Source organism: Paralimibaculum aggregatum, assembly GCF_030270585.1.
GTDB classification, from domain to species: Bacteria; Pseudomonadota; Alphaproteobacteria; order Rhodobacterales; family Rhodobacteraceae; genus Thermohalobaculum; species Thermohalobaculum aggregatum.
Genome location: NZ_BSYI01000054.1, coordinates 1 through 19397 on the forward strand (window position 1 = coordinate 1; position 19397 = coordinate 19397).

The following is a 19397-nucleotide window of genomic DNA, read 5'->3' on the forward strand; positions in this document are numbered from 1 at the left end:
TGCCCATTCCAAGTACTGGAGTTGTTCAGTTTTTCGGGGCAGCAACGGGCTGACGCCACCCTGCAAGCACAAGGCCATGCATGATTCTGGCGACGATCTCGTCCGTCGCGCCGTGTATCCGGTAGTTGGCAGCGGGATCAGCCGCGAAGGCCGACGAGGCGCTTTCCATTTGCATGAGTGCCGCGCGCGCCGCCGCCGGCTTGCCGAGATTTGCCGCCGCCACCGCCACCAAAGCGTACGCGACCGGTCCTCCGCCGACAGCCGACATCTGGGCGGTCGCCAGCATCTCGGCATATTCACCACGCATCATATGGTCGACGGCGATCAGATAGTAGTACCAGCCTGGCGGGCTGATCGTGCGCTGGAGGGCCCGGCGCAACAAGGGCGTGCCCTCCTCGAACCGGCCTCGGATGGCGAGGCGCCAGCCGAGTTGCGCGAGCGTGTCGGGATCATGCGGGTTCTTTTCAAGTGCCAGTCGGGCGAGCCGCCAGCCCTCCTCGTAGTTTCCCCTGTAGTGATTGATCGCCGAGAGTGCCTTGAGGGCCTGCACGTTGTCGGGTTCGAGGGCGGCGGCCTTCGATGCAGCGGTGAAGGCACGCTCGTAGGCGAACTCGGCCGCGTCCGGTGTCGCGGCCGGAAAGCGGGCCTCGTCGAGTTCGAGCCAGCTGAGCATTGCCCAAGCCTCTGCATAGGCCGGATCGTGCCGGGCGGTCGCCTCGAGGCAGATGCGCACGCCGCCACGCTCGCTCGTCTCAAGGGCCCGTCTTTGCTGGTAGGCTTTCAGCACGCAATAATAGCTCTCCAGTTGGGCGGGTACGTGCACGGCCCCACGGGCAAGTATGTCGTTGCGCACCACGCCATAAGGTTGCCCGAGTGCCGAGGCGACCTCGCCCGCGAGATCCGCCTGCAATTTGACAAGGCCCATGATCGTCAGGTCGCGCGCAAATGTCTCACTCCAGATCACGCGTCCGCTCGCGACATCGGAGAGATGCACATTGAGGCGGATGCGCCCGCTGTCCGCGACGATCTCGCCGGTCACGAGATACGCCACCTCCTCGGCCAGAAGACGATTGAGATTTGCCGCGTAGCGCTCGTCGTTAACCGGCGATGACAGGAAGAGCCGGAAACCCGGGAACCGAAGCAGATTGCTGACGAGCTCATTCGTGATTCCGTCAGCGAGGATATGGGAAGTCTCCGATCCATCCACCGAGTGGAAGGCCGCGATGAGGACGGAGGGTATTCTCACCTCGCCGGTGGCCTGGTCCTCGGACTGTCGTAGATGGTCGAGGCTGATGGCGATCGCGACAAGGAGGAGCAGTCCCACGAGGCCGATGGCCCCCCATCGAAGCGACGCGCTCAGTTTCCCGGATCGCGCAAACCTGTGAGGATCGGTTGCCAGCGACGGCAAAGGGGGGGTCGCTGGGGACCCGGCATCCTCGGCCACCTCCGGTCCGTCGTCCGCTGATCCGGCGCCCGATGGCTGGTTGCCCTCCTGCCACTCGAAACGCGGCACGTAGGACCCCTTCGGCATCGAGATCAGCACCGCGTCGTTGCGTCCGGCGGACACGTAGTAGCCGTCGAGGTCGCGCCGAAGCCGCCTCGCCTCGAGGCGCACGACGGGATCCGTCTGGGGGTCGAAGCTGTCGTCGCGGTCGAAGGCCTCGACGGCGATCGTGTAGCCCTTCAGCCGCGAGCCCCGCCCCGCAAGGGTTTCCTCGACAATGAATCGCAGGAAGTCGCGCCGCCGTTTGCTTGCCTGGAACTCCTCGCTTGACAGGGTCCTCTCAAGCTGCGCCACGACCTCCTCCGCCGATGGCTTGGCGTCGGCGGGTGGCTGGATGGTGGCGGCAGTGTCACTTTGTGTCATGCTATTGGTTGAATGCTCGTTCCCGGCGATAGTCGATATCCCAACAGGCGCTGCCAGGCACGCCCGCAGCGTTGGGCGAACTCTAGCATTGTCCGGCAACATTGTCGTGAAGCGTCCCCGCATGCGACGTTTTAGCCTGCGGGAGCCGCATTTTCCCCAGGTGCGGGCATGTCCGCACATGTTCGCACCTCCCGGGCGCGGGGCATTCGTCGCACGCTCGTCCCGAAGATTCGCCCATGCGTGACGCGCCCCCTGAAAGGGCGTGGCCTGCAGCGGCGAGAACGCCCTCGGGCCCCGGCCATGGATGCGATGCATGCGATCCTCGATCGTTTCCCGATGCGCGTTCTGGAGATCCTGCGGCGCGACCGTGCCCCAGGTCTTCGACCTTCTGGCCGATCCGCAGGAGCGCTGCGACATCTTCATGATCACGTTCACCGAGAGCACCTGGGCGGTGGTTCCGGCCAACGAGGCGGTGAAGGAGAAGATGAAGACCTACATCACGTATCCGCCTCGCAAGCTGCGGTCCGAAACCTACACGGGCCCGATCAGGCCGAGCCGCTACCGGCGGTTCAGCTGGGTCCGCGAGCAGCTTGAGAAGGACGGCGTGAACATCGGTATGCCCACGGGCAACTTAGCCAGAATTCATCACGGCCGGGCCCCTCCGCGGGCCCGGCCTTATCGCGAATGACCACGGCAGTTCTAGAGGGCCGAGGACGTTCGCGGCGGTCTGCGCAACTGCACTCATTCTGTCATGGAGACGAACATGTCGAACAAGAAGACGGTCGTGATCGGGGCCCTTCTGGCAGGGGTTATCTGGACCGGTACGGCCCAGGCGGACGACGCGGCGGTGAATGCTGCGCTCGATGCGTGTCGGAACAGCGACGATTATTCGAGCCAGTCGCAACGAAGCATGTGCGAAATGCATGTGCTGGCGATGCAGAGCTCGATTGATGCCGCTCAGAACCACACCGAGAGGACCCTTCATCTCGATTTCGATGACGCGAACGACTCTGCGGAGGTTGCCGCAGCAAAGAAGACGCTTGGTGACGCCGTCGACAACTGCGGTGGTCAGGGCCTCAAGGGCGGCGAGATGGAGGCCTGTCGGCTCCAGGCCTTCCACGCCTACCACGAGGCGATGGGGAACTGAGCGACTGGACGCCCCGGCGGCAGGCGGTCGGCACGCGGATCGGGATCGGCGGACGGTCTCGGAACTCTTCGAAAGGACTGGCGATGCGAGCTTTCAGACTAGGCATTCAAGCGCTGGCATTTGCTTTCGTGGCAATTGTTCCGCAAGCGGGCCTCTCCGCCGCCTCGGAAGATCCACTGCCCTCGTGGAACGATGGTGAGACCAAGGCTGCGATCGTCGACTTCGTCTCGGTCGTGGCTTCGGAGGGCGGCGCGGACTACGTGCCGCCCGATGATCGCATCGCGACCTTCGACAATGACGGCATGCTGTGGAGCGAGCAGCCGATGTATGTGCAGCTCGCCTTCGCGCTCGACTGTATCGAGGCGATGGCGCCGGCGCATCCGGAATGGAAGGCAACCGAGCCCCATAAGTCGGTCCTGTCGGGCAACATGAAAGCGCTCGCCGCCGTCGGGAAGAAGGGGCTTCTCCAGATCCATTCTTCCCGGACTGAAGGTTACACGGCGATGTGGACAGCGGAGTGAGAGCAATGACAACGAGATCGACAAGTGGCTGCCTGGCGGCGCTCCTTCTTCTCTTCACGGTCGAAGCGGCGCGCGCCGACGCTGACCTCGCCAAGCAACTTCAGAACCCGATCGCCAGCCTGATCAGCGTCCCGATCCAGAGCAACTTCGACTTCAATGTCGGTCCCGACGATGGATGGCGCAGCACGACCAACATCCAGCCGGTCATTCCCATCACGCTGGGCGATGAATGGAACATGATCAGCCGGACGATCGTGCCGGTGGTCTACCAGGACGATGTCGCGGGAAATTCCGGCTCGCAGTTCGGCCTCAGCGACACGTTGCAGAGCCTGTTCTTTTCGCCGCAGAAACCCGTGAAGACGCCGATAGGCAATCTCGTCTGGGGCGTCGGCCCCGCGGCGCAGATCCCGACATCGACCGACCGGCTCCTGGGCCTGGGAACGTTCGGGCTCGGCCCCACGGGTGTCGCGCTCTTCCAGGAAGGTCCGTGGACCTATGGTGCCCTGGCGAACCACGTCTGGGGCGTCGCCGAGACCAGGGACGACGTGTCCGATCTCAACAACACCTTCATGCAGCCCTTCGTCGTCTACACGACGCAGTCGGCATGGTCGTTCTCGGTCAATACCGAGCTCAACTACAACTGGGATGCGCAGAGCGGCGAGCACCTGGCCGGGCCGATCAATTTCGGTGTCGCGAAGCTCGTGAAGATCGGCGAGCAGCCGGTGCAGATCCAGGGCCGCCTGCGCTGGTGGGCCGCCGACACGTCCGCGAGCGCCGAGGGTCTCGGATTCACGGTCAATGTGACGCTTGTGTTCCCGAAATGAGCTGCCCATCCCTTGCGTTGGCAGTGCGAGCGCTTTGCGCGGGCATGTTCAAAGCACCGGCTTCCCAAGCCCCGGCGCCCCCAATCCGACCGGATTGGGTCGTGGCACCAGCGTTCCTCTTCCCCGCATTCCCAATCCAGAAGGAGACTGTCCGATGAATCGCCCCGGCCTCGCCATCCTCTCGCTTCTTGCAAGCCTTGCAGCTGCGCCCGCCGTCGCGCAATCCGGCGCCGATATCGGAGTCCTGACTTGCAAGCTCACGGACGTCGACAACGCCGTGGTCTACACAGAGGAGACCTTTGCCTGCGAGTTCAAGCCGGCGAAGGGCAAAGCGGAGACCTATGTCGGCCAGATCAAGCAGGTCGGCATCGATCTCTCGATCGACAAGAATGTCGAGCTGGTCTGGGCAGTCCTGGCACTAACGGAAGTCGCCTACCAGCCCGGTTCGCTCACGGGGACCTATGTTGGTACGGGCGCTGACGTCGCCCTGGGCGGCGGCGTCGGAGCGAAGGTCCTCGTCGGCGGCGGCGAGAACGCCTTCAGCCTCCAGCCGGTCAGCGTCGCGGGCATCGTCGGTGCGGGGGCATCGGTCGGGCTCCAGGAATTCGAACTGAAGTGAGCTTGTGGAGGGGCGTGAAAAAGTGCTCCGCGCACGCTTGGTACGCCCAATCGCAAGCCGATGTGTTGGAAAGGCGCATGACGCAGAGGTAGTCCCCATCCGCCTTTGATGCGCCGGGTGAGAGGTTGTTGCCATACCGCGGATCCGCGTCCCGATCATGAATCCCCGCTCGCAAGATTGTTGAGGCCTGCCATGAAATCGATACGGCTTCTTGCCCTCGTCATCATCCTGGGGGCATGCACCAGTCTTCCGAGGGAGCCGGTCCCCGTGGACCAGCAGAGCAACGCCACCATTCCAAACATTCCGGATGCGCGGTTCTGGGGCGATGTGCCACCGCCGAGCCTCGATGCCATGCTCCGCAAGATCGAGGAGCAGCGGCGTGCTTCGGGCATGGACGCGAGAGAAGTGACCGTGCTTGTGCTCTCGGGAGGGGGGGACGACGGCGCCTACGGCGCTGGACTTCTCAATGCATGGTCCGAACTCGGGACACGGCCGGAATTCGATATAGTCACCGGGGTGAGCACGGGGGCGCTTTCCGCGCCATTCGCGTTTCTTGGTCCCGAGTACGACGACAAGCTGCGTCTGGTCTATGGCGGCTTGCCGGCAAGATCGATCTTCCGGTTCCGGTCGTGGGTAAGCATCCTTCAGCAAGCGTCCGTGGTCGACGTGTCCCCCCTCGAGAAAATCATCGAGGAATTCATGGACGAGGCGATGGCGACGGCGATTGCCAGAGAACACGCCAAGGGGCGACGGATCCTCGTGCAAAGCACCAACCTCGATGCGCAGCGACCGATAATCTGGGATATCGGCGCCATCGCGTCCAGCGCGGCTCCGAACAGGCTCGACGTCATAAAGCAGGCGCTGCTGGCGTCGGCGTCGATCCCTGTTGCCTTCCCGCCGGTTCTCATCGAGGTGGATGTGAACGGCTCCAGCTACGATGAAATGCATGTCGATGGCGGCACGATCTCAGAGGACACGGTTCTCTTCGGCTGGCAGCAGGGCATTCAGAAGTTCATGCAGGATACAGCCCCGGGCAAAAAAGCCACCTACTATATCGTAAGAAACGGAAAGGTCGGTCCAGAGGCCGCGTCGGTCGACTATTCACTGATGGAGATCGCGAAACGTGCTCTCTCGACGCTCATCAAGTCCCAAGGCAACGACAATCTGATTACGTCAGCAGGCGTGGTGAAGAAGCGAGGCGCGGAATACAATGCTTCATGGATTGGCGATGATTTCAATCATCCCTACCCGGCCCCGTTCGACCCCGGCTACATGAAAGCGCTCTACCAGTATGGGTATGAAAAGATGCGGAACGGACAGGCCTGGATCAATGACGCGCCTTATGTTGCTTTGGAATCCGCAGAGGACAACTGAGCCATCCCGTGTGAATTCGGCGAGGTTTCTATGGATCCCGCATGATGTTGCCTTGGAAATTCTGTAATAAAAATATGAGATTGGAGATCACGTGCAGGGCGAGGATGCTTCACGTGTCCGCTTAATCTTCTTTCCGTGCTATTTTCGGGAAGGAGGAAGGGCCCATGGGAGGATCATCGACTGCCAAGAAGGCGGGGCCGCGCGATGCGGCGAGCAAGGTTGCACAGCAGCGCCTGAGTGTTCTGGAGCTGGCCAGGGAGTTCGGCAATGTCGCGGAGGCGTGCCGACAGCGCGGAATGGACCGCACGAGCTTCTATGAATGGAAACGCCGGTTCCAGACCCAGGGCTTCGACAGGCTGAAGGATCTGCCGCCGATCCACAGGAGCCATCCGCAGACCACGCCGCCGGAGACCGTGGAGAAGATCAAGGCGCTGGCGCTCGCGCACCCGGCCTATGGCTGCAACCGGCACGAGGCGATGCTGGCGCTCGAGGGCATGCCCGCCAGTCACCGGTGCTATGCCGGCTGGACGCGGGCTGGGCGCCGGGCGAGATCCGCCGCCAGGCAGCGCGGATCGGCCCAAGCACCGGCGCCCGCGTCGATCTGATCCTGCGAACCAAGACCCGCCCCGAGCAGGGCTTCCGTGCCTGCCTCGGCATCGTCCGGCTGGCCGGGCCCCATGGCCGCGATGCCCTCGAGGCCGCCTGCCGACGCGCCCTCGAGATCGGCGGCACCTCCTGCAGCTCGGTCAATGCCATTCTCGGGAACAACCTGCATCGCCACCGGCCCGAGACGCCCGCGGAGGGGCCGGCGATCACGCACCAGAACATCCGCGGGCCCGAGTGTTTCCACCGAGGAGGCATCGCGCAGCGATGGGCGCGCAGCGTCAAGATGCTCGACCATCCGACCCACGACCGACCGGGAGCCTTGAAGCCCGGCGGCATGGCAGACGCCTTTGCCGAGTTGCAGAGCCGCGACGATGCCACCGATCCCAGCCACGCCGAATGGCCGGGCTCCTGATCGACCGCGAGTCTGCGAGCCGCAGCACGAAGACGTTCCAGACCCGGATGCGTGCCGCCAGGCTGCGCCACGTCGGCGCCTGCATCGAGGACGTGGATGACCGGGCGCCCGAAAGCTCGACAGGGCGCTGTTCAGGGACCTTGCCACGGGCAAGTGGGTAGAGGAGAACCGCAACCTGCTGATCACCGGCCCGTGCGGGGTGGGCAAGACCTGGCTCGCCTGCGCGCTGGGGCACAAGGCCTGCAGGGATGGCAAGTCCGTCCTCTACCACCGCCTGCCGCGGTTCTTCGCCGAGCTCGAGCTTGCCCATGGCGAAGGTCGTTTCCCCCGGCTGTTCCGCCAGCTCGTGAAAGCCGATCTCCTGATCCTCGATGACTGGGGACCGGACAGGCTCACCGCGTCGCAGCGCCGGGACCTCATGGAGGTCGTCGAGGACCGCTATCAGGCTGGTTCCACGGTCATCACCAGCCAGCTCCCGGTCGATGCCTGGCACGCCGTCATCGATGAACCCACCTTCGCCGATGCCATCCCCGACCGCCTCATCCACAATGCGCACAGGCTCCCGCTCGACGGCCCGTCGATGCGCAAGACCCAAGATGCCGGCATCGAGGAGGCCCCCGAATGAGCGCTCACCACCAACCGCCATGCGCGGCGCAGCGTCAGCGTGATGGGGCGCACGCAGCGCCGCGCATGGCTCCCGTCGCGCTTGACGGCGCCGGCCTCCGATGGGAACAGGAAAACACGCTCAGACGCGCGCGCTCAGAGTGACCGGATATTCCGGAACGCCTGACCGGATGCCGTCGGAACGGCTGTCCGGATGCATCGGAATACGCAGTTGCGCGGACTGCCCATCGAGTCTGCTTTCGCATGAGCGGGATTGCCGCCAGATCGTCTGCGCATGTCGCAGGGGATGGCGGAGGCGTATCCGGACGTTGCCATGATCACGCGCTTCGCCGGTCCCGCAGAGCAGACGCACGCATCGAATGGCGTCCGTCGAGCATCTCAAGCTGCTGACAGGGCACTCCGCGACTGATCGGGGTGCGAACCGAATGCACGGGGCTGGAGATGGGTCGAATGGGAAGGCCGGACTAGAACGCCTGGCTTGGAAGGCTCCTCGCTGAGCCGATGCTCGACGTGGCGGCGCTGGGATAGGTTGCTGATACGGTTTCCGTAGCAAGTGCAACGGCTTGCGCAGGGCGTTTAGCTGGTCTCGCCTTCCGTTGGATGCCGTCTGGCAGTCACCCCGAGCCCAATGGAATGCGGAGTTCGCGGCGTTCAAAGGCGGGTGAAAAAATTAGTTGTACGTACGTCTAATATCTGGCAGCTTTCCCCAAACGCTTGAGGGAGAAGGCCGTGGGCAGAACATTCGCAATCGAGTGCATCGTGGATTGCGCGAACCACCTTGGCGAAAGCCCCGTCTGGGATGTCGAGACCGGCGCGCTCTACTGGGTGGACAGCACGGGCCAGCGGCAGGGCAAGGACGCTCTCTGGCGGTTCGATCCCGCCAGCGGCGCCGTGCGCTCATGGGCGCTTGCGAAGGACGTTGGCGCCATGGCGCTCCGCGCGAATGGCGGCGCCATCCTCGCGCTGAACGATGGCTTCTACACCTTCGACTTCGAGACCTCTTCCCTCGATCTCGTCGCTGCGGTGGATGACGATCCCACGCGCGCCCGTCTCAATGACGGAAAATGCGACAGGCGGGGCCGCTTCTTCGCCGGCGGGATGGACGACCAGGAAGAACTGGGTGTCTGCAGCCTGTGGCGGCTCGATCCGGACCACAGCCTCCACAAGATCGAAGATAATATAATATGCTCGAACGGCCCGTGCTGGAGCCCTGACGACCGCACGTTCTATTTTGCAGATACGTTCAGGAACGAGATCTGGGCCTACGACTACGATATTTCGACGGGAACGCCGAGCAACAAGCGGGTCTTCGCGTCGACGCATGACGATGCCGGCTTTGCGGATGGCTCGACGGTTGATGAGGAGGGCTTCCTCTGGAACGCCCAGGTCATCAGCGGCGATCTCATCCGCTATGCACCTGACGGGACCGTCGACCGGAAGATCTCCATGCCGGTCCGGAACATCACGTCCGTCATGTTCGGGGGCGCCAACCTCGACGAGATCTATGTGACCTCGATGGCGCGGGTCTCGCACCCGGCGACCCACGACAACTTCGCGGTCGAGGCCAGGCCGCAATTCGCCGCCGGTGCCCTGTTTCGCATCCGCGGCCTCGGTATCCGGGGCATCCCGGAAACTCGCTTCTCCAACTAAGTAAATAATAACGGAGGAAACAATGAAGCCTGCTGCATTCGACTATGAGCGGCCAAACGATCTGGCCGCTGCACTGGAGCTGCTGAGTTGCGAGGAGGACACGAGGATTCTGGCGGGTGGCCAAAGCCTCGTGCCGATGATGAATGCCCGCCTGGCGCGGCCGAAGCGCCTCGTGGACATCAATCGGCTTCCAGATCTCGACTACATTCGGGATGAGGGCACGCATGTCGCGATCGGGGCGCTCGCGCGCCATCGCGACGTGAAGTCCTCGCGGCTGGTCAGGGACCATCTGCCTGTCATACCTGCGGCCTACGAGTGGGTCGCCCATGCCGCGGTGCGCAATCGCGGGACGCTGTGCGGCAACCTCTGCCATGCCGATCCGGCATCCGAGATGCCGGCGCTCATGCTCCTGCTCGGCGCCGAGATGGTGCTGACGCAGGCCTCCGGGACACGCATCGTGGCTGCGTCGGACTTCTTCCTCGGGCTCTACGAGACGGCCGCAGGGCCGGGCGAGATGCTCACTGAGGTGCGCATTCCGAAGCCGGCGAGGGACACGGGCTGGGGTTTCGAGGAAGTGGGCATGCGCAAGGCCGATTTCGCCTGGGCCACCTGCGCCGCCACCATGCGGCTCGACGGTGGGCGGATCGCGGCCCCCGCCGCCGCGGTCGCCGGCGTCGGTGACCGTGCCACGCGGCTTGCCGAGCTCGAGGCGGCGATCGAGGGGCAGGCGCCGAGCGACAGCCTCTTCGCCGACGTCGCCCGCGAGGTTGCCGTTTCTCTCGATCCCCCGAGCTCCGTCGGCGTGGACGCCCAGTATCGTCGCGATCTCGTCGGGACTCTCCTGCCGCGCGCCCTGGCCGCCGCTGCACGGCGCGCAGAGGAGGCGAAACAATGAAGAAGACGGCTATCAATCTCACCGTGAACGGCCGCAGCCGGGATGCCGTTGTCCCGCCGCGCATGCTGCTGTCGGACCTGATCAGACATGAGCTCGCGCTTCCGGGCACGCATGTCGGGTGCGAACACGGCGTCTGCGGAGCCTGCAACGTCCTCGTCGACGGAAAGGCGGTGCGTTCCTGCCTCATGTTCGCCGTTCAGGCCGACGGCTGCGAGATCACGACTGTCGAGGGGTTCAGCGCCGGCGGGCTCGACCTGGTGCAGACCGCGTTCTGGGAAGAGCACGGGCTGCAATGCGGCTTCTGCACGCCCGGAATGCTGGCATCCGCGCACGAACTTCTGGCCGAGAACCCGGACCCGACGGATGACGAGATCCGCGAGGCGATCGCCGGCAATCTGTGCCGTTGCACCGGTTACGAATACATCATTGCCGCCATCCGCTCCGCCGCAAGGAAAATGCGCGACGCGGAAACCGCGGCCAAGCGTCAGCCGGCGTGAAGGAGACCATCATGGCTTCGCATCTCGACAGCAATGTCATCCCTCCGAGCCGGCAACGCGAGACGCCCCGTTCCGGGCTGACCTGGATCGGCCAGTCGATGAAGCGCGTGGAAGACCCGCGCATTCTCGCCGGCAAGGGCGGCTATATCGACGACGTGACGGTTCCCGGCATGGCACATGCCGCGATGGTCACCAGCCCCCATGCGCATGCGAGGATCGTTTCCATCGATACCTCGAAGGCACGTGCGCTGCCCGGCGTCATCGGTGTCTATACCGGGCAGGATCTCGCCCGGGTCGTTGACCCTTGCCCGAGCTTCGCCTCCCCGCCGGTGCCGCAGCACGCCATCGTTCTCGACAAGGTGCGCCATGTCGGCGAGGTCGTCGCCGCGGTGGTCGCCGAGGACCGCTATGTTGCGGAGGACGCGGCCGAGCTTGTCGAGGTGGAATGGGAGATCCTCCCGGCCAATGTCGACATCGAGGCGTCCCTCGAGGCGACCGGCGACGCGGTGATCCACCCAGACGATCGCGACAGCAACAGGGCGCTCGACGAGAGCTTCCAGTTCGGTCCCGTGGACGAGCATTTCGCTGCCGCCGCGCATGTCATCAAGCGACGGCTGAGATGGCACCGCTCGTCCGCGCAGGCCATCGAGACCTGCGGTGTCGTCGCGCAGTTCGACCCCATCAGCGGCAGCTACACGATCCACGCGAACACCAATTTCTACAACTTCATCCCGTTCGTGATCGGTGGCTCGCTGCGCGTGTCGCCGGGCGAGCTGAGGATCATCCCGGTCCTGGCCGGCGGCTCCTTCGGCTCGAAGGTGTTCAACCACAAGATCCTCATTCGCACGGCGGGCCTGTCCCGCCTCGCCGGGGTCCCGGTCAAGTATATCGAGGACCGTGTCGAGCACTTCACGAACTCCGACAGTCACGGTTCGGACCGGCTCTACGACGCCGAACTCGCGGTGATGGAAGACGGTACCTTCAAGTCGCTGCGGTTCACGGTGCTCGACGATTACGGCGCCTATCTGCAGTTCGGCGTCGGAACCCACGGCAACGCGATGGCCCAGGTCACCGGCCCCTACCGGATCGAAAGCTTCGGGATGCGGGTGATCGCCGTGCTCTCCAACAAGACGCAGCAGGGCCCCTATCGCGGCTTCGGCTCGGAAGTGACCAACTGGGTCATGGAGCGCATGGCGGATGCCGCCGCCAAGGAGCTCGGCCGGGATCCGGTGGAGCTTCGCGAGCAGAACATGATCGCCGCCGACGCGTTCCCCTACATGATCCCGACCGGGAACATCTACGATAGCGGCAATTTCCAGAAGGTGCTCGCGGAAGCGAAGGGCCTGTTCGATCTCGATGCGTGGCGCGAGCGGGCCAAGGCGCTGCGGGCAGGCGGCCGGTGCGTCGGCGTTGGCGTCGCCACCTGCATGGAGCGTTCGGTCTACGGGCCGACCGAGTGGTGGTCGCTCAACAATCGCGAGACGCCCGGTTTCACGCTGACGTCCACGCCGGAAGCGATCACGGCGCGCGTCGACCCCTCGGGGAAGCTGTTCGTGACGCTGCATTCGCCGATGGTGGGCAATTCGCCCGAAACGGTCGTGACCCAGGTTCTGGCCGAACGCCTGACCGTCGCGCCCGAGGACGTCGTCATCAACTATTCCGACAGCCAGTCCGGCTTCAACAGCGTCGGCCCGCAGGGCAGCCGCTTCACCGCGATGATCGCCGGCGCCTGCGTGTCGGCCTCGATCAAGCTCGAGGAGCGGTTGAAGCGGTTCGGCGCCTACATGCTCCAGCGCCGCCCCGAGGATGTCGAGCTGCGGGACGGCTGCGTCGCGGTCGTCGGATCCCAGGATCAGAAGAAGACCTTCGCCGAGATCGCGCTGACGTCGAGCTTCTTCCGCCTCAGCTTCCCGGAGGGGGAGGAGTACGACTCCGGCATCGACTGCACGGCGGTCTACGATCATCCGATCTCGACGGACCCGGACCCCGAGCGGAAGCATCTCGGCATCTTCTACCCCATCGTCGGGCATATCTGCCACATGGTGGCGGTCGAAGTGGATCCCGGAACCGGAAAGGTCGAGATCCTCGACTATGCCGCGGTGCACGACAACGGCACAATCGTCAATCCGCGGACCCTGGGCGGCCAGGTCTGGGGCGGCACCGCCAACGGGATCGGCACCGCCCTGTCGGAGCAGTTCCTGTATGATGCCGACGGGCAGTTCACGAATCCCAACTTCTCGGAGTTCGCGATGCCGACGGCGAACGAGATGCCGAGGAACTTCAAGCTGGGCCATGTCGAAACGCCGTCGCCCTACACGGAATACGGCGTGAAGGGCGGGGGCGAAGGCGGACGGCTGGGGGCGCCCTCTGCGCTGACGAGTGCGATCGAGGATGCGCTGTCCGATTTCGGCGTCACGATCTCGTCCCTGCCGGTCACGCCTCCGGTCCTGCGCGGCATGATCCGCGCCGCCCAGGCGTCAGGCTGAGGGCGCGCGGCGGATGACCGGCCATCGCCAATCCGTCAGTCGCGGCGTGGGTGCGCAACCGCTCCGGCGGCGGCGCATCCACGGAGCCGTCAGACCCGGCGGGGCGGTCGCTGCGAGGCCCGGCGCCGACCGCTCGCGCTGCCGGGGATCTTCCCCGCTCGCGCGGAGGGCGGATCGGCGCTGCGGCAGCGAAGCCCCGGCCGGGCTTCGGGCCGCGGCGCAGGAGCATGCGCGCATGGCCGGCTGGCGCTGCAAGAACCGGATCGCGGGATGAGCGAACCGCCGCGCTCCAAGATCGCCGGAACCCCCCGGTCGCCGCAGAAGCGCGGCGGCGCGCGCGGCCCCGGCCGCCCCCGCGGCCAGCGATCCGAGGCGACCCAGACCCGCATCCTGGATGCGGCCGAGCAGCTCTTCGCCGACCGCGGCTACGACGGCGCATCGATCCGCGACGTCGCCTCGGGTGCGGGGGTCCAGGTCCATGCCGTCGGCTATCACTTCGGCCCGAAGGAGGCGCTGTTCGATTCTGTCGTCGCCAGACGGGCCAGTTTCATGACCCAGCTGCGCCGGCAGGCACTGGAGGACCTGCGCGGCGCGTCGGGTGGCGCGCCCATCGCCATTGCCGACCTCGTCCGCGCCTATGTGACGCCGTTCATCGAGTCGGCGGGCCACGGCGAGCCGGGCTGGCGCAACTACGCCGTCCTGATGGGCCGTCTCGCCAATTCGCCCCTGGGCACGGAAATCATCGCCAAGCACTACGACGAGACCGCCCGGACCTATCTCGACGAGTTCTGCCGCGCATTGCCCGATGCCCGGCCCGCCGAGATCGCGGACGGGTTCCTCGATACCGTGGCGGCGATGCTGTCGATCTGCGCGCGCACGGGCCGTGCCGAACGATTGGTCGGCCGCACCTCCCCGCGCCACGCAGCACGGAACATCGAGAGACTGGTGCGTTTCCAGACCGCCGGTTTCCTGGCGCTCGCAGCGCCTGACAGGGAGAAACCCGAATGACTGCCACGCTCGAAACCGGTGCCACGACCACGCTTGACGGCGCGGTCACGCAGGAACGCACGGCCGCATCGCTTGGCCGGCCCGGCGATGCCCTGCCTCCCGTGTTCGGCACGCCGTTCATGATCGCGGACATGGAGCGGGCCTGTGCGGCCCTGCTTGCGCCGCTGCTCGGCCCCGGCGACGTCTCCGTCGGCGTGCGCATCGAGGTGGCACACAGCGCACCCACCCCCGAAGGCGCGCAGGTCCGCGCGAGCGCCCGTTTCACGGGGCGCGAGGGACCGCTCTACTGGTTCGATGTCTGGGCCGAAGACCAGGGCGGAAAGATCGGGGAAGGGCGCATCGCCCGGGCGGTCGTGCCCGAGGCGAAGATCCTGGCCCGGGCCGGGGCGCGGCTCTGATCGCGCGCGCGACATCCCGCCAGCCCCCAGCAACCGAGCGCGGCCCCAGAGCATGGGCCGCGTTCGCAACAAGAAGACTGCATGAACAAGGGCGCCATTACGGACAAGCCCCCGGAAAAAGGTGGAAACAATGAAATCGATCTTTCTGGCTGCCGCTGTAGCGATCGCGGCATCGGCATCGGTACCTGCGCAGGCGCAGATGCCGGGTCTGGTCGGGTCGCAGCACATCGGCCTGACGGTCCCTGACGTCGACGATGCGTCGGCGTTCTTCGTCGAGGTGCTCGGATGCAAGCGTTTCTTCGAGATCGGCCCGTTCGGCCCGTTCGAGGACGACTGGATGACCGAGAACCTCAACGTTCACCCGCGCGCGGTGGCGGAGCGGCTGGTCTTCATCCGCTGCGGCAACGGCCCCGCGATGGAGCTCTTCAAGTACGTATCGCCCGATCAGGAAACCGTGCAGCCGAAGAACAGCGACATCGGCGGATACCATGTCGCCTTCTATGTCGACGACATGGCTGCGGCGGTCGCATACCTGCGCGAGAACGGCGTGAAGGTCCTGGCCGACGCGCACCGGATCGACGAAGGCCCGCTCGGCGGCCTCGAATGGGTGTATTTCCTCGCCCCCTGGGGCATGCAGATGGAGCTGGTCAGCTCGCCCACCGGCCTCGGCTATGAATCGACCATGCCCGGCCGCTTGTGGGACCCGCGCTTCTAGAGCGGGTCGCGGCCGGTGTGAACCGGCAAGGGGGCGCCTGATCGGCCCGAGCATGGTTCGCCGGCCAGGACGAGCATGACCCCCGGCGCGTGCCCCCATCGAGCGGCCCGGTTCGGCCGCGATGGGGGCAACCCGCGCCGCGTGCCCGCCGGGCTGTGCGGTTCCGAGCTGGAAACCCGGGCATCCGTTTCCCGGTCGGCAAGGGAGCGGCGACGATGAAGGCGAGCGGGTTCCCGGGCGCTCGGAAGGGTCTATCCTGAGAGTCCGTCTCAAAGGATCCTGGAGCGAGCGAGGCGCCGCGGCATGAGATTGGTCATGGTCCGGACGGTCGCGGCGATGCGCGCGATGGCCCTGGCGAGGCGGCGTTCGATGGCGATCCACGCGAAGGAGCGCTCGACGATCCAGCGCCTTGCCTGAACGACGAAGCCCGGGTTGGAACGCCTCGCGATATCGAGGGGACGGGGCACAGCCCCGGCGACAGGCGGACCCAGGTATCCTGCATCTGCGAAGACGCGTTCGACGAGGGGGAAGCGGGCGGCGATCTCCGCGCCTGCGGGACCGGCTCCGGGGCGCGCGCCGGCATCGCCGGATGGATCGCCTCCGACACCGCCGGGCGGCCCCGTTCGGCCCTCGGTGGCCCCCCATTCGAGGCCCACACCGGCCCCGCGGGCCCCGGACTGGCGGCACCAGGGAACTCGGATCCGGGAATGGAAAGGCCGCCGGTCTGGCCGCGAAACGGGGAACCCCTCTGTCAGCCAGGATGATCGGGAGCCATCCTAGATGATCTTCGACAGGAACGCCTGGGCGAGCATTGTTTGCGGGTTGTCGAAGAAGGCGGCGGGGGGCGCTTTCTCGATCACGCTGCCATGGGCCATGAAGACGATCTGATCGGCGACGTTGCGCGCGAAGCCCATCTCGTGGGTGACGCAGAGCATCGTGCGCCCTTCCCGCGCGAGGTCTTCCATCAGGCTCAGGACCTCGGCGATCATCTCGGGGTCGAGCGCCGATGTCGGTTCGTCGAAGAGCAGGACGTCCGGGTCCAGCATCAGGGTGCGTGCGATTGCGACGCGCTGCTGCTGCCCGCCGGACAGCTGGCCGGGGTACTTCTGCGCCTGATCGGCCAGGCCCACGCGGTCCAGCAGCTGCATGGCCCTGGCCTCTGCGGCAGCTTGATCCAGCCCGGCGACATGCTCGGCGGCGAGGGTCAGGTTGTCGAGAACCTTGAAATGCGTGAAGAGGTTGAAGGATTGAAAGACCATGCCCACGCGCCTTCGCAGCGAACGGCGGTCCATCATCTGCACGGGCGTTCCGGCGATGGCGATCTGCCCCGTGTCGATCGGCTCGAGCGCGTTGACCGTCCTGATGAGGGTGGATTTGCCCGACCCGGAGGGGCCGCAGATGACCACGGTTTCTCCGGTGTTCACCGAGAGATTGATATCGCGAAGTGCGTGCAGGCCGTTGTCATACCACTTGTTGACATCGGTGAATTCGACTGCGGTCATTCGCCCCGTCTCTTGCTGATGTCGAGACGCCTTTCCACCCAGGACGCATAGCGGGACATGGTCCAGCAGAAGGCGAAGTATACGGCTATCAGGAAAAGATAGGCCTCGAGCGAGTAGCGGACCCAGAGCGGGTCCTCCAGCGCGGCCTTGGTCGCTCCGAGGAAGTCGAAGAGCCCGATGACCGCCACGAAGCTCGTGTTCTTGAAGGCCCGGATGATGTCGTTGACCAGAGCGGGCACGACGATGCGCAGGGCCTGCGGCAGGATGACGGTGATCATCATCGGCCAGTAGGTCAGGCCGAGCGCCCGGGCGCTCTCGTACTGCCCCCTTGGCAAGGCCTGGAGGCCGCCGCGGATGATCTCCGACGCGTAGGCGCCGAAGAACAACACCATGCCGACGAGCGCGCGCACGAACTTGTCGATCGTCATGCCGTCGCCGAGAAACAGCGGTATCAGCAGCGATGCCAGGAACAGGACGACGAGCAGCGGCAGGCCGCGGAACAGCTCGATCATGCCGATGCAGATCCAGCGGAAGGCCGGCAATTGCGATTCGCGGCCGAGGGCCAGGAACAGCGAGAGCGGCATGCCGAAGGTGACGGTCCCGGCGAACAGGATCAGCGTCAGCGGCAGCCCGCCCCAGTCGCTCGTCGACAGCGGGCGCAGGCCGAAGCCGCCCAGCATCAACCACAGCACCAGTGCCAGCAGCCCGAGCCAGATCGCCGCAAGCCGGGCGCGCCAGTGCCGCGGAAAGGCCGAGTAGACGAACCCGGCGACGATCAGCAGCATGGCCAGCAGTGCGCGCCAGTGTTCGCTGTATGGAAACGCGCCGAACAGCATCACCCGGTATTTCTCGGAGACCACCGCCCAGCAGGCGCCCGCGCCCGGCTCGGTGCAGGCCGCAGGATCCGAGGGCAGCCAGACAGCATCGATCAGCGCCCACTCGACGAGGCCCGGCGCAAAACCTGCCAGCAGGAGCGCCAGGACCAGCGTTATCGCCCCCTGCATGGGCGTGCGGAACAGGGCATTGCGCAGGCGTGTCCAGACCGTTGCATCGCGCCTGGGCGCGGCGCGGGGCGGGACCACGGTGCCGCACCAGTGGATTGCCTTGCTCATCGCTCGGTAACCTGAACGAAGCGGTTGAACGCGTTTGCCGCAGCGCTCATCGCAAGTGCGGTCGACAAGTAGAGCAGGCCCATGATGGTCATGCACTCGATCGCCTGCCCGGACAGCGTGGAGATCGAGTTCGAGACGTTGAACAGTTCGGGATAGCCGATCGCGACGCCGAGGGAGGAATTCTTGACGAGCGAGATGTATTGCGCGGTCGCGGGCGGCACGATGATGCGCAGCGCCTGCGGGATCCGCACGGAGGTGAGCACCCTGCCTTGCGAGAGGCCCAGCGCCTCCGCCGCCTCGATCTGCCCGCGATCCACGCCCGCCAGCCCTGCACGCACGATCTCGGCGATGAACGCCGCGATATAGAGGCTGAGGCCGAGGAACAGGGCAATGAACTCCGGCGAGAGGACCGCGCCGCCGGAGAAGCTGAAGCCCTTCAGGGCAGGGGTGGAGACGCCGCCGAACAGGAAGCAGCCGATCAGCGCGGCGATGCTGGACAGGGCGATCGCCGCCATCGCGCGCCCGCGCCATCTCTTCCGTCCCGGCAGGCAGAGGACGATGACGATGGCAAAGAAGCCGATCCCGATCACGGCGCTTGCGACCCCTCCGGGTATCGGCTGCGCGATCCAGGGAAAGTTCAGCCCGCGGTTCGACAGAAAGAACCCGCCGCCCAGATCAAGCGCGTTGCGAACCCGCGGCAAGGCGATCAGCAGGGCATACCAGAAGATGATCTGGACCAGCTGGGGCGTGTTGCGAAACAGTTCGACATAGCCCCGGGCGAGGCGGGCCAGCAGCAGATTGGGCGACAGCCGCGCAAGGCCGACCAGAACGCCAAGCGTCGTTGCGAGAACGATCGCCGCGACCGACACGGCTATGGTGTTGGCCAGCCCCGCCAGGAAGGCCCGCAGGAAGCTGTTCTGCGGGCCGTAGGGGATGATGCTTTCGGACAGGTCGAAGCCGGCACGCTCGGACAGGAAGCCCAGCCCGGTGGCGATCCCGCGAGCGTCGAGTGCCGTCAGGGCGTTATGGATCGCTGTTCCGACCGCCAGGGCCAGGCCGCAGATCAGGAACGCCTGGAAAATCCAGGCCCTGATACGCGCGTCGCGGAACAGCCGAGCCATAACGCTTGCCCCTTGCCCG

17 protein-coding genes and 2 pseudogenes are annotated in these 19397 nt (G+C 65.6%); 15 read left to right on the forward strand and 4 right to left on the reverse strand.

From position 1 onward, the window contains the following. Positions 1-25: 25 nt before the first annotated feature. The gene (locus tag QSJ97_RS21830; protein WP_285674441.1) at positions 26-1798 is read right to left on the reverse strand and encodes a hypothetical protein; all 1773 of its coding nucleotides are present in this window, start codon (positions 1796-1798) and stop codon (positions 26-28) included. Positions 1799-2180: 382 nt separating this feature from the next. Between QSJ97_RS21830 and QSJ97_RS21835 the strand changes: the two genes are divergently transcribed. The 15 genes and pseudogenes from QSJ97_RS21835 (at position 2181) to QSJ97_RS21910 (ending at position 15643) form a co-directional block, all read left to right on the forward strand. Beyond that, positions 2181-2555 carry a hypothetical protein gene (locus QSJ97_RS21835; RefSeq protein WP_285674443.1) on the forward strand — a complete coding sequence of 125 codons (375 nt, stop codon included), beginning with the start codon at positions 2181-2183 and terminating at the stop codon, positions 2553-2555. A gap of 75 nt (positions 2556-2630) precedes the next feature. Next, positions 2631-3014, forward strand: a complete 384-nt coding sequence (locus tag QSJ97_RS21840; RefSeq protein WP_285674444.1) for a hypothetical protein — start codon at positions 2631-2633, stop codon at positions 3012-3014. A gap of 83 nt (positions 3015-3097) precedes the next feature. Further along, a complete protein-coding gene (locus QSJ97_RS21845) occupies positions 3098-3535 on the forward strand; it encodes a hypothetical protein (RefSeq protein WP_285674446.1) in 438 nt (145 codons plus the stop codon). A gap of 5 nt (positions 3536-3540) precedes the next feature. After that, a complete protein-coding gene (locus QSJ97_RS21850; RefSeq protein ID WP_285674447.1) occupies positions 3541-4359 on the forward strand; it encodes a transporter in 819 nt (272 codons plus the stop codon). Positions 4360-4513: 154 nt separating this feature from the next. Continuing rightward, complete coding sequence (locus tag QSJ97_RS21855) at positions 4514-4978, forward strand: DUF992 domain-containing protein (protein WP_285674448.1); 465 nt, start codon at positions 4514-4516, stop codon at positions 4976-4978. Positions 4979-5245: 267 nt separating this feature from the next. Beyond that, entirely contained in the window at positions 5246-6352 is a 1107-nt protein-coding gene (locus QSJ97_RS21860) for a patatin-like phospholipase family protein (RefSeq protein WP_285674449.1), read from the forward strand. 164 nt (positions 6353-6516) lie between these two features. Continuing rightward, positions 6517-6858, forward strand: a pseudogene (locus QSJ97_RS21865) (helix-turn-helix domain-containing protein); the annotation flags it as partial. 383 nt (positions 6859-7241) lie between these two features. Next, positions 7242-7995: pseudogene (gene istB / locus QSJ97_RS21875) on the forward strand (IS21-like element helper ATPase IstB). A gap of 728 nt (positions 7996-8723) precedes the next feature. Beyond that, on the forward strand, positions 8724-9644 hold the full coding sequence (locus tag QSJ97_RS21880; protein ID WP_285674453.1) for an SMP-30/gluconolactonase/LRE family protein: 921 nt from the start codon (positions 8724-8726) through the stop codon (positions 9642-9644). A gap of 22 nt (positions 9645-9666) precedes the next feature. Then, a complete protein-coding gene (locus QSJ97_RS21885) occupies positions 9667-10539 on the forward strand; it encodes an FAD binding domain-containing protein (protein ID WP_285674454.1) in 873 nt (290 codons plus the stop codon). Then, the gene (locus QSJ97_RS21890) at positions 10536-11036 is read left to right on the forward strand and encodes a (2Fe-2S)-binding protein (RefSeq protein WP_285674458.1); all 501 of its coding nucleotides are present in this window, start codon (positions 10536-10538) and stop codon (positions 11034-11036) included. Before QSJ97_RS21885 ends, QSJ97_RS21890 begins: the two co-directional genes overlap by 4 nt. 11 nt (positions 11037-11047) lie before the next feature. Further along, positions 11048-13522 (forward strand): xanthine dehydrogenase family protein molybdopterin-binding subunit, encoded by a 2475-nt coding sequence (locus QSJ97_RS21895; RefSeq protein WP_285674460.1) that lies wholly within the window; start codon positions 11048-11050, stop codon positions 13520-13522. A gap of 270 nt (positions 13523-13792) precedes the next feature. Then, a complete protein-coding gene (locus QSJ97_RS21900) occupies positions 13793-14530 on the forward strand; it encodes a TetR/AcrR family transcriptional regulator (protein ID WP_285674462.1) in 738 nt (245 codons plus the stop codon). Further along, positions 14527-14928 (forward strand): thioesterase family protein, encoded by a 402-nt coding sequence (locus QSJ97_RS21905; protein ID WP_285674463.1) that lies wholly within the window; start codon positions 14527-14529, stop codon positions 14926-14928. Before QSJ97_RS21900 ends, QSJ97_RS21905 begins: the two co-directional genes overlap by 4 nt. Positions 14929-15058: 130 nt before the next feature. Next, positions 15059-15643: a VOC family protein gene (locus QSJ97_RS21910; RefSeq protein WP_285674464.1), complete on the forward strand. Its 585-nt coding sequence runs from the start codon at positions 15059-15061 to the stop codon at positions 15641-15643. Between the two features lie 776 nt (positions 15644-16419). On the opposite strand, the gene QSJ97_RS21915 is transcribed toward QSJ97_RS21910, so the two are convergent. From QSJ97_RS21915 to QSJ97_RS21925, 3 genes are read right to left on the reverse strand one after another with little or no spacing between them, the layout of a single operon-like run. Then, on the reverse strand, positions 16420-17145 hold the full coding sequence (locus tag QSJ97_RS21915) for an amino acid ABC transporter ATP-binding protein (protein ID WP_285674466.1): 726 nt from the start codon (positions 17143-17145) through the stop codon (positions 16420-16422). Further along, positions 17142-18257, reverse strand: a complete 1116-nt coding sequence (locus QSJ97_RS21920; protein ID WP_285674468.1) for an amino acid ABC transporter permease — start codon at positions 18255-18257, stop codon at positions 17142-17144. Before QSJ97_RS21920 ends, QSJ97_RS21915 begins: the two co-directional genes overlap by 4 nt. Then, the gene (locus QSJ97_RS21925; protein ID WP_285674469.1) at positions 18254-19378 is read right to left on the reverse strand and encodes an amino acid ABC transporter permease; all 1125 of its coding nucleotides are present in this window, start codon (positions 19376-19378) and stop codon (positions 18254-18256) included. Before QSJ97_RS21925 ends, QSJ97_RS21920 begins: the two co-directional genes overlap by 4 nt. Between the last annotated feature and the right edge of the window lie 19 nt (positions 19379-19397).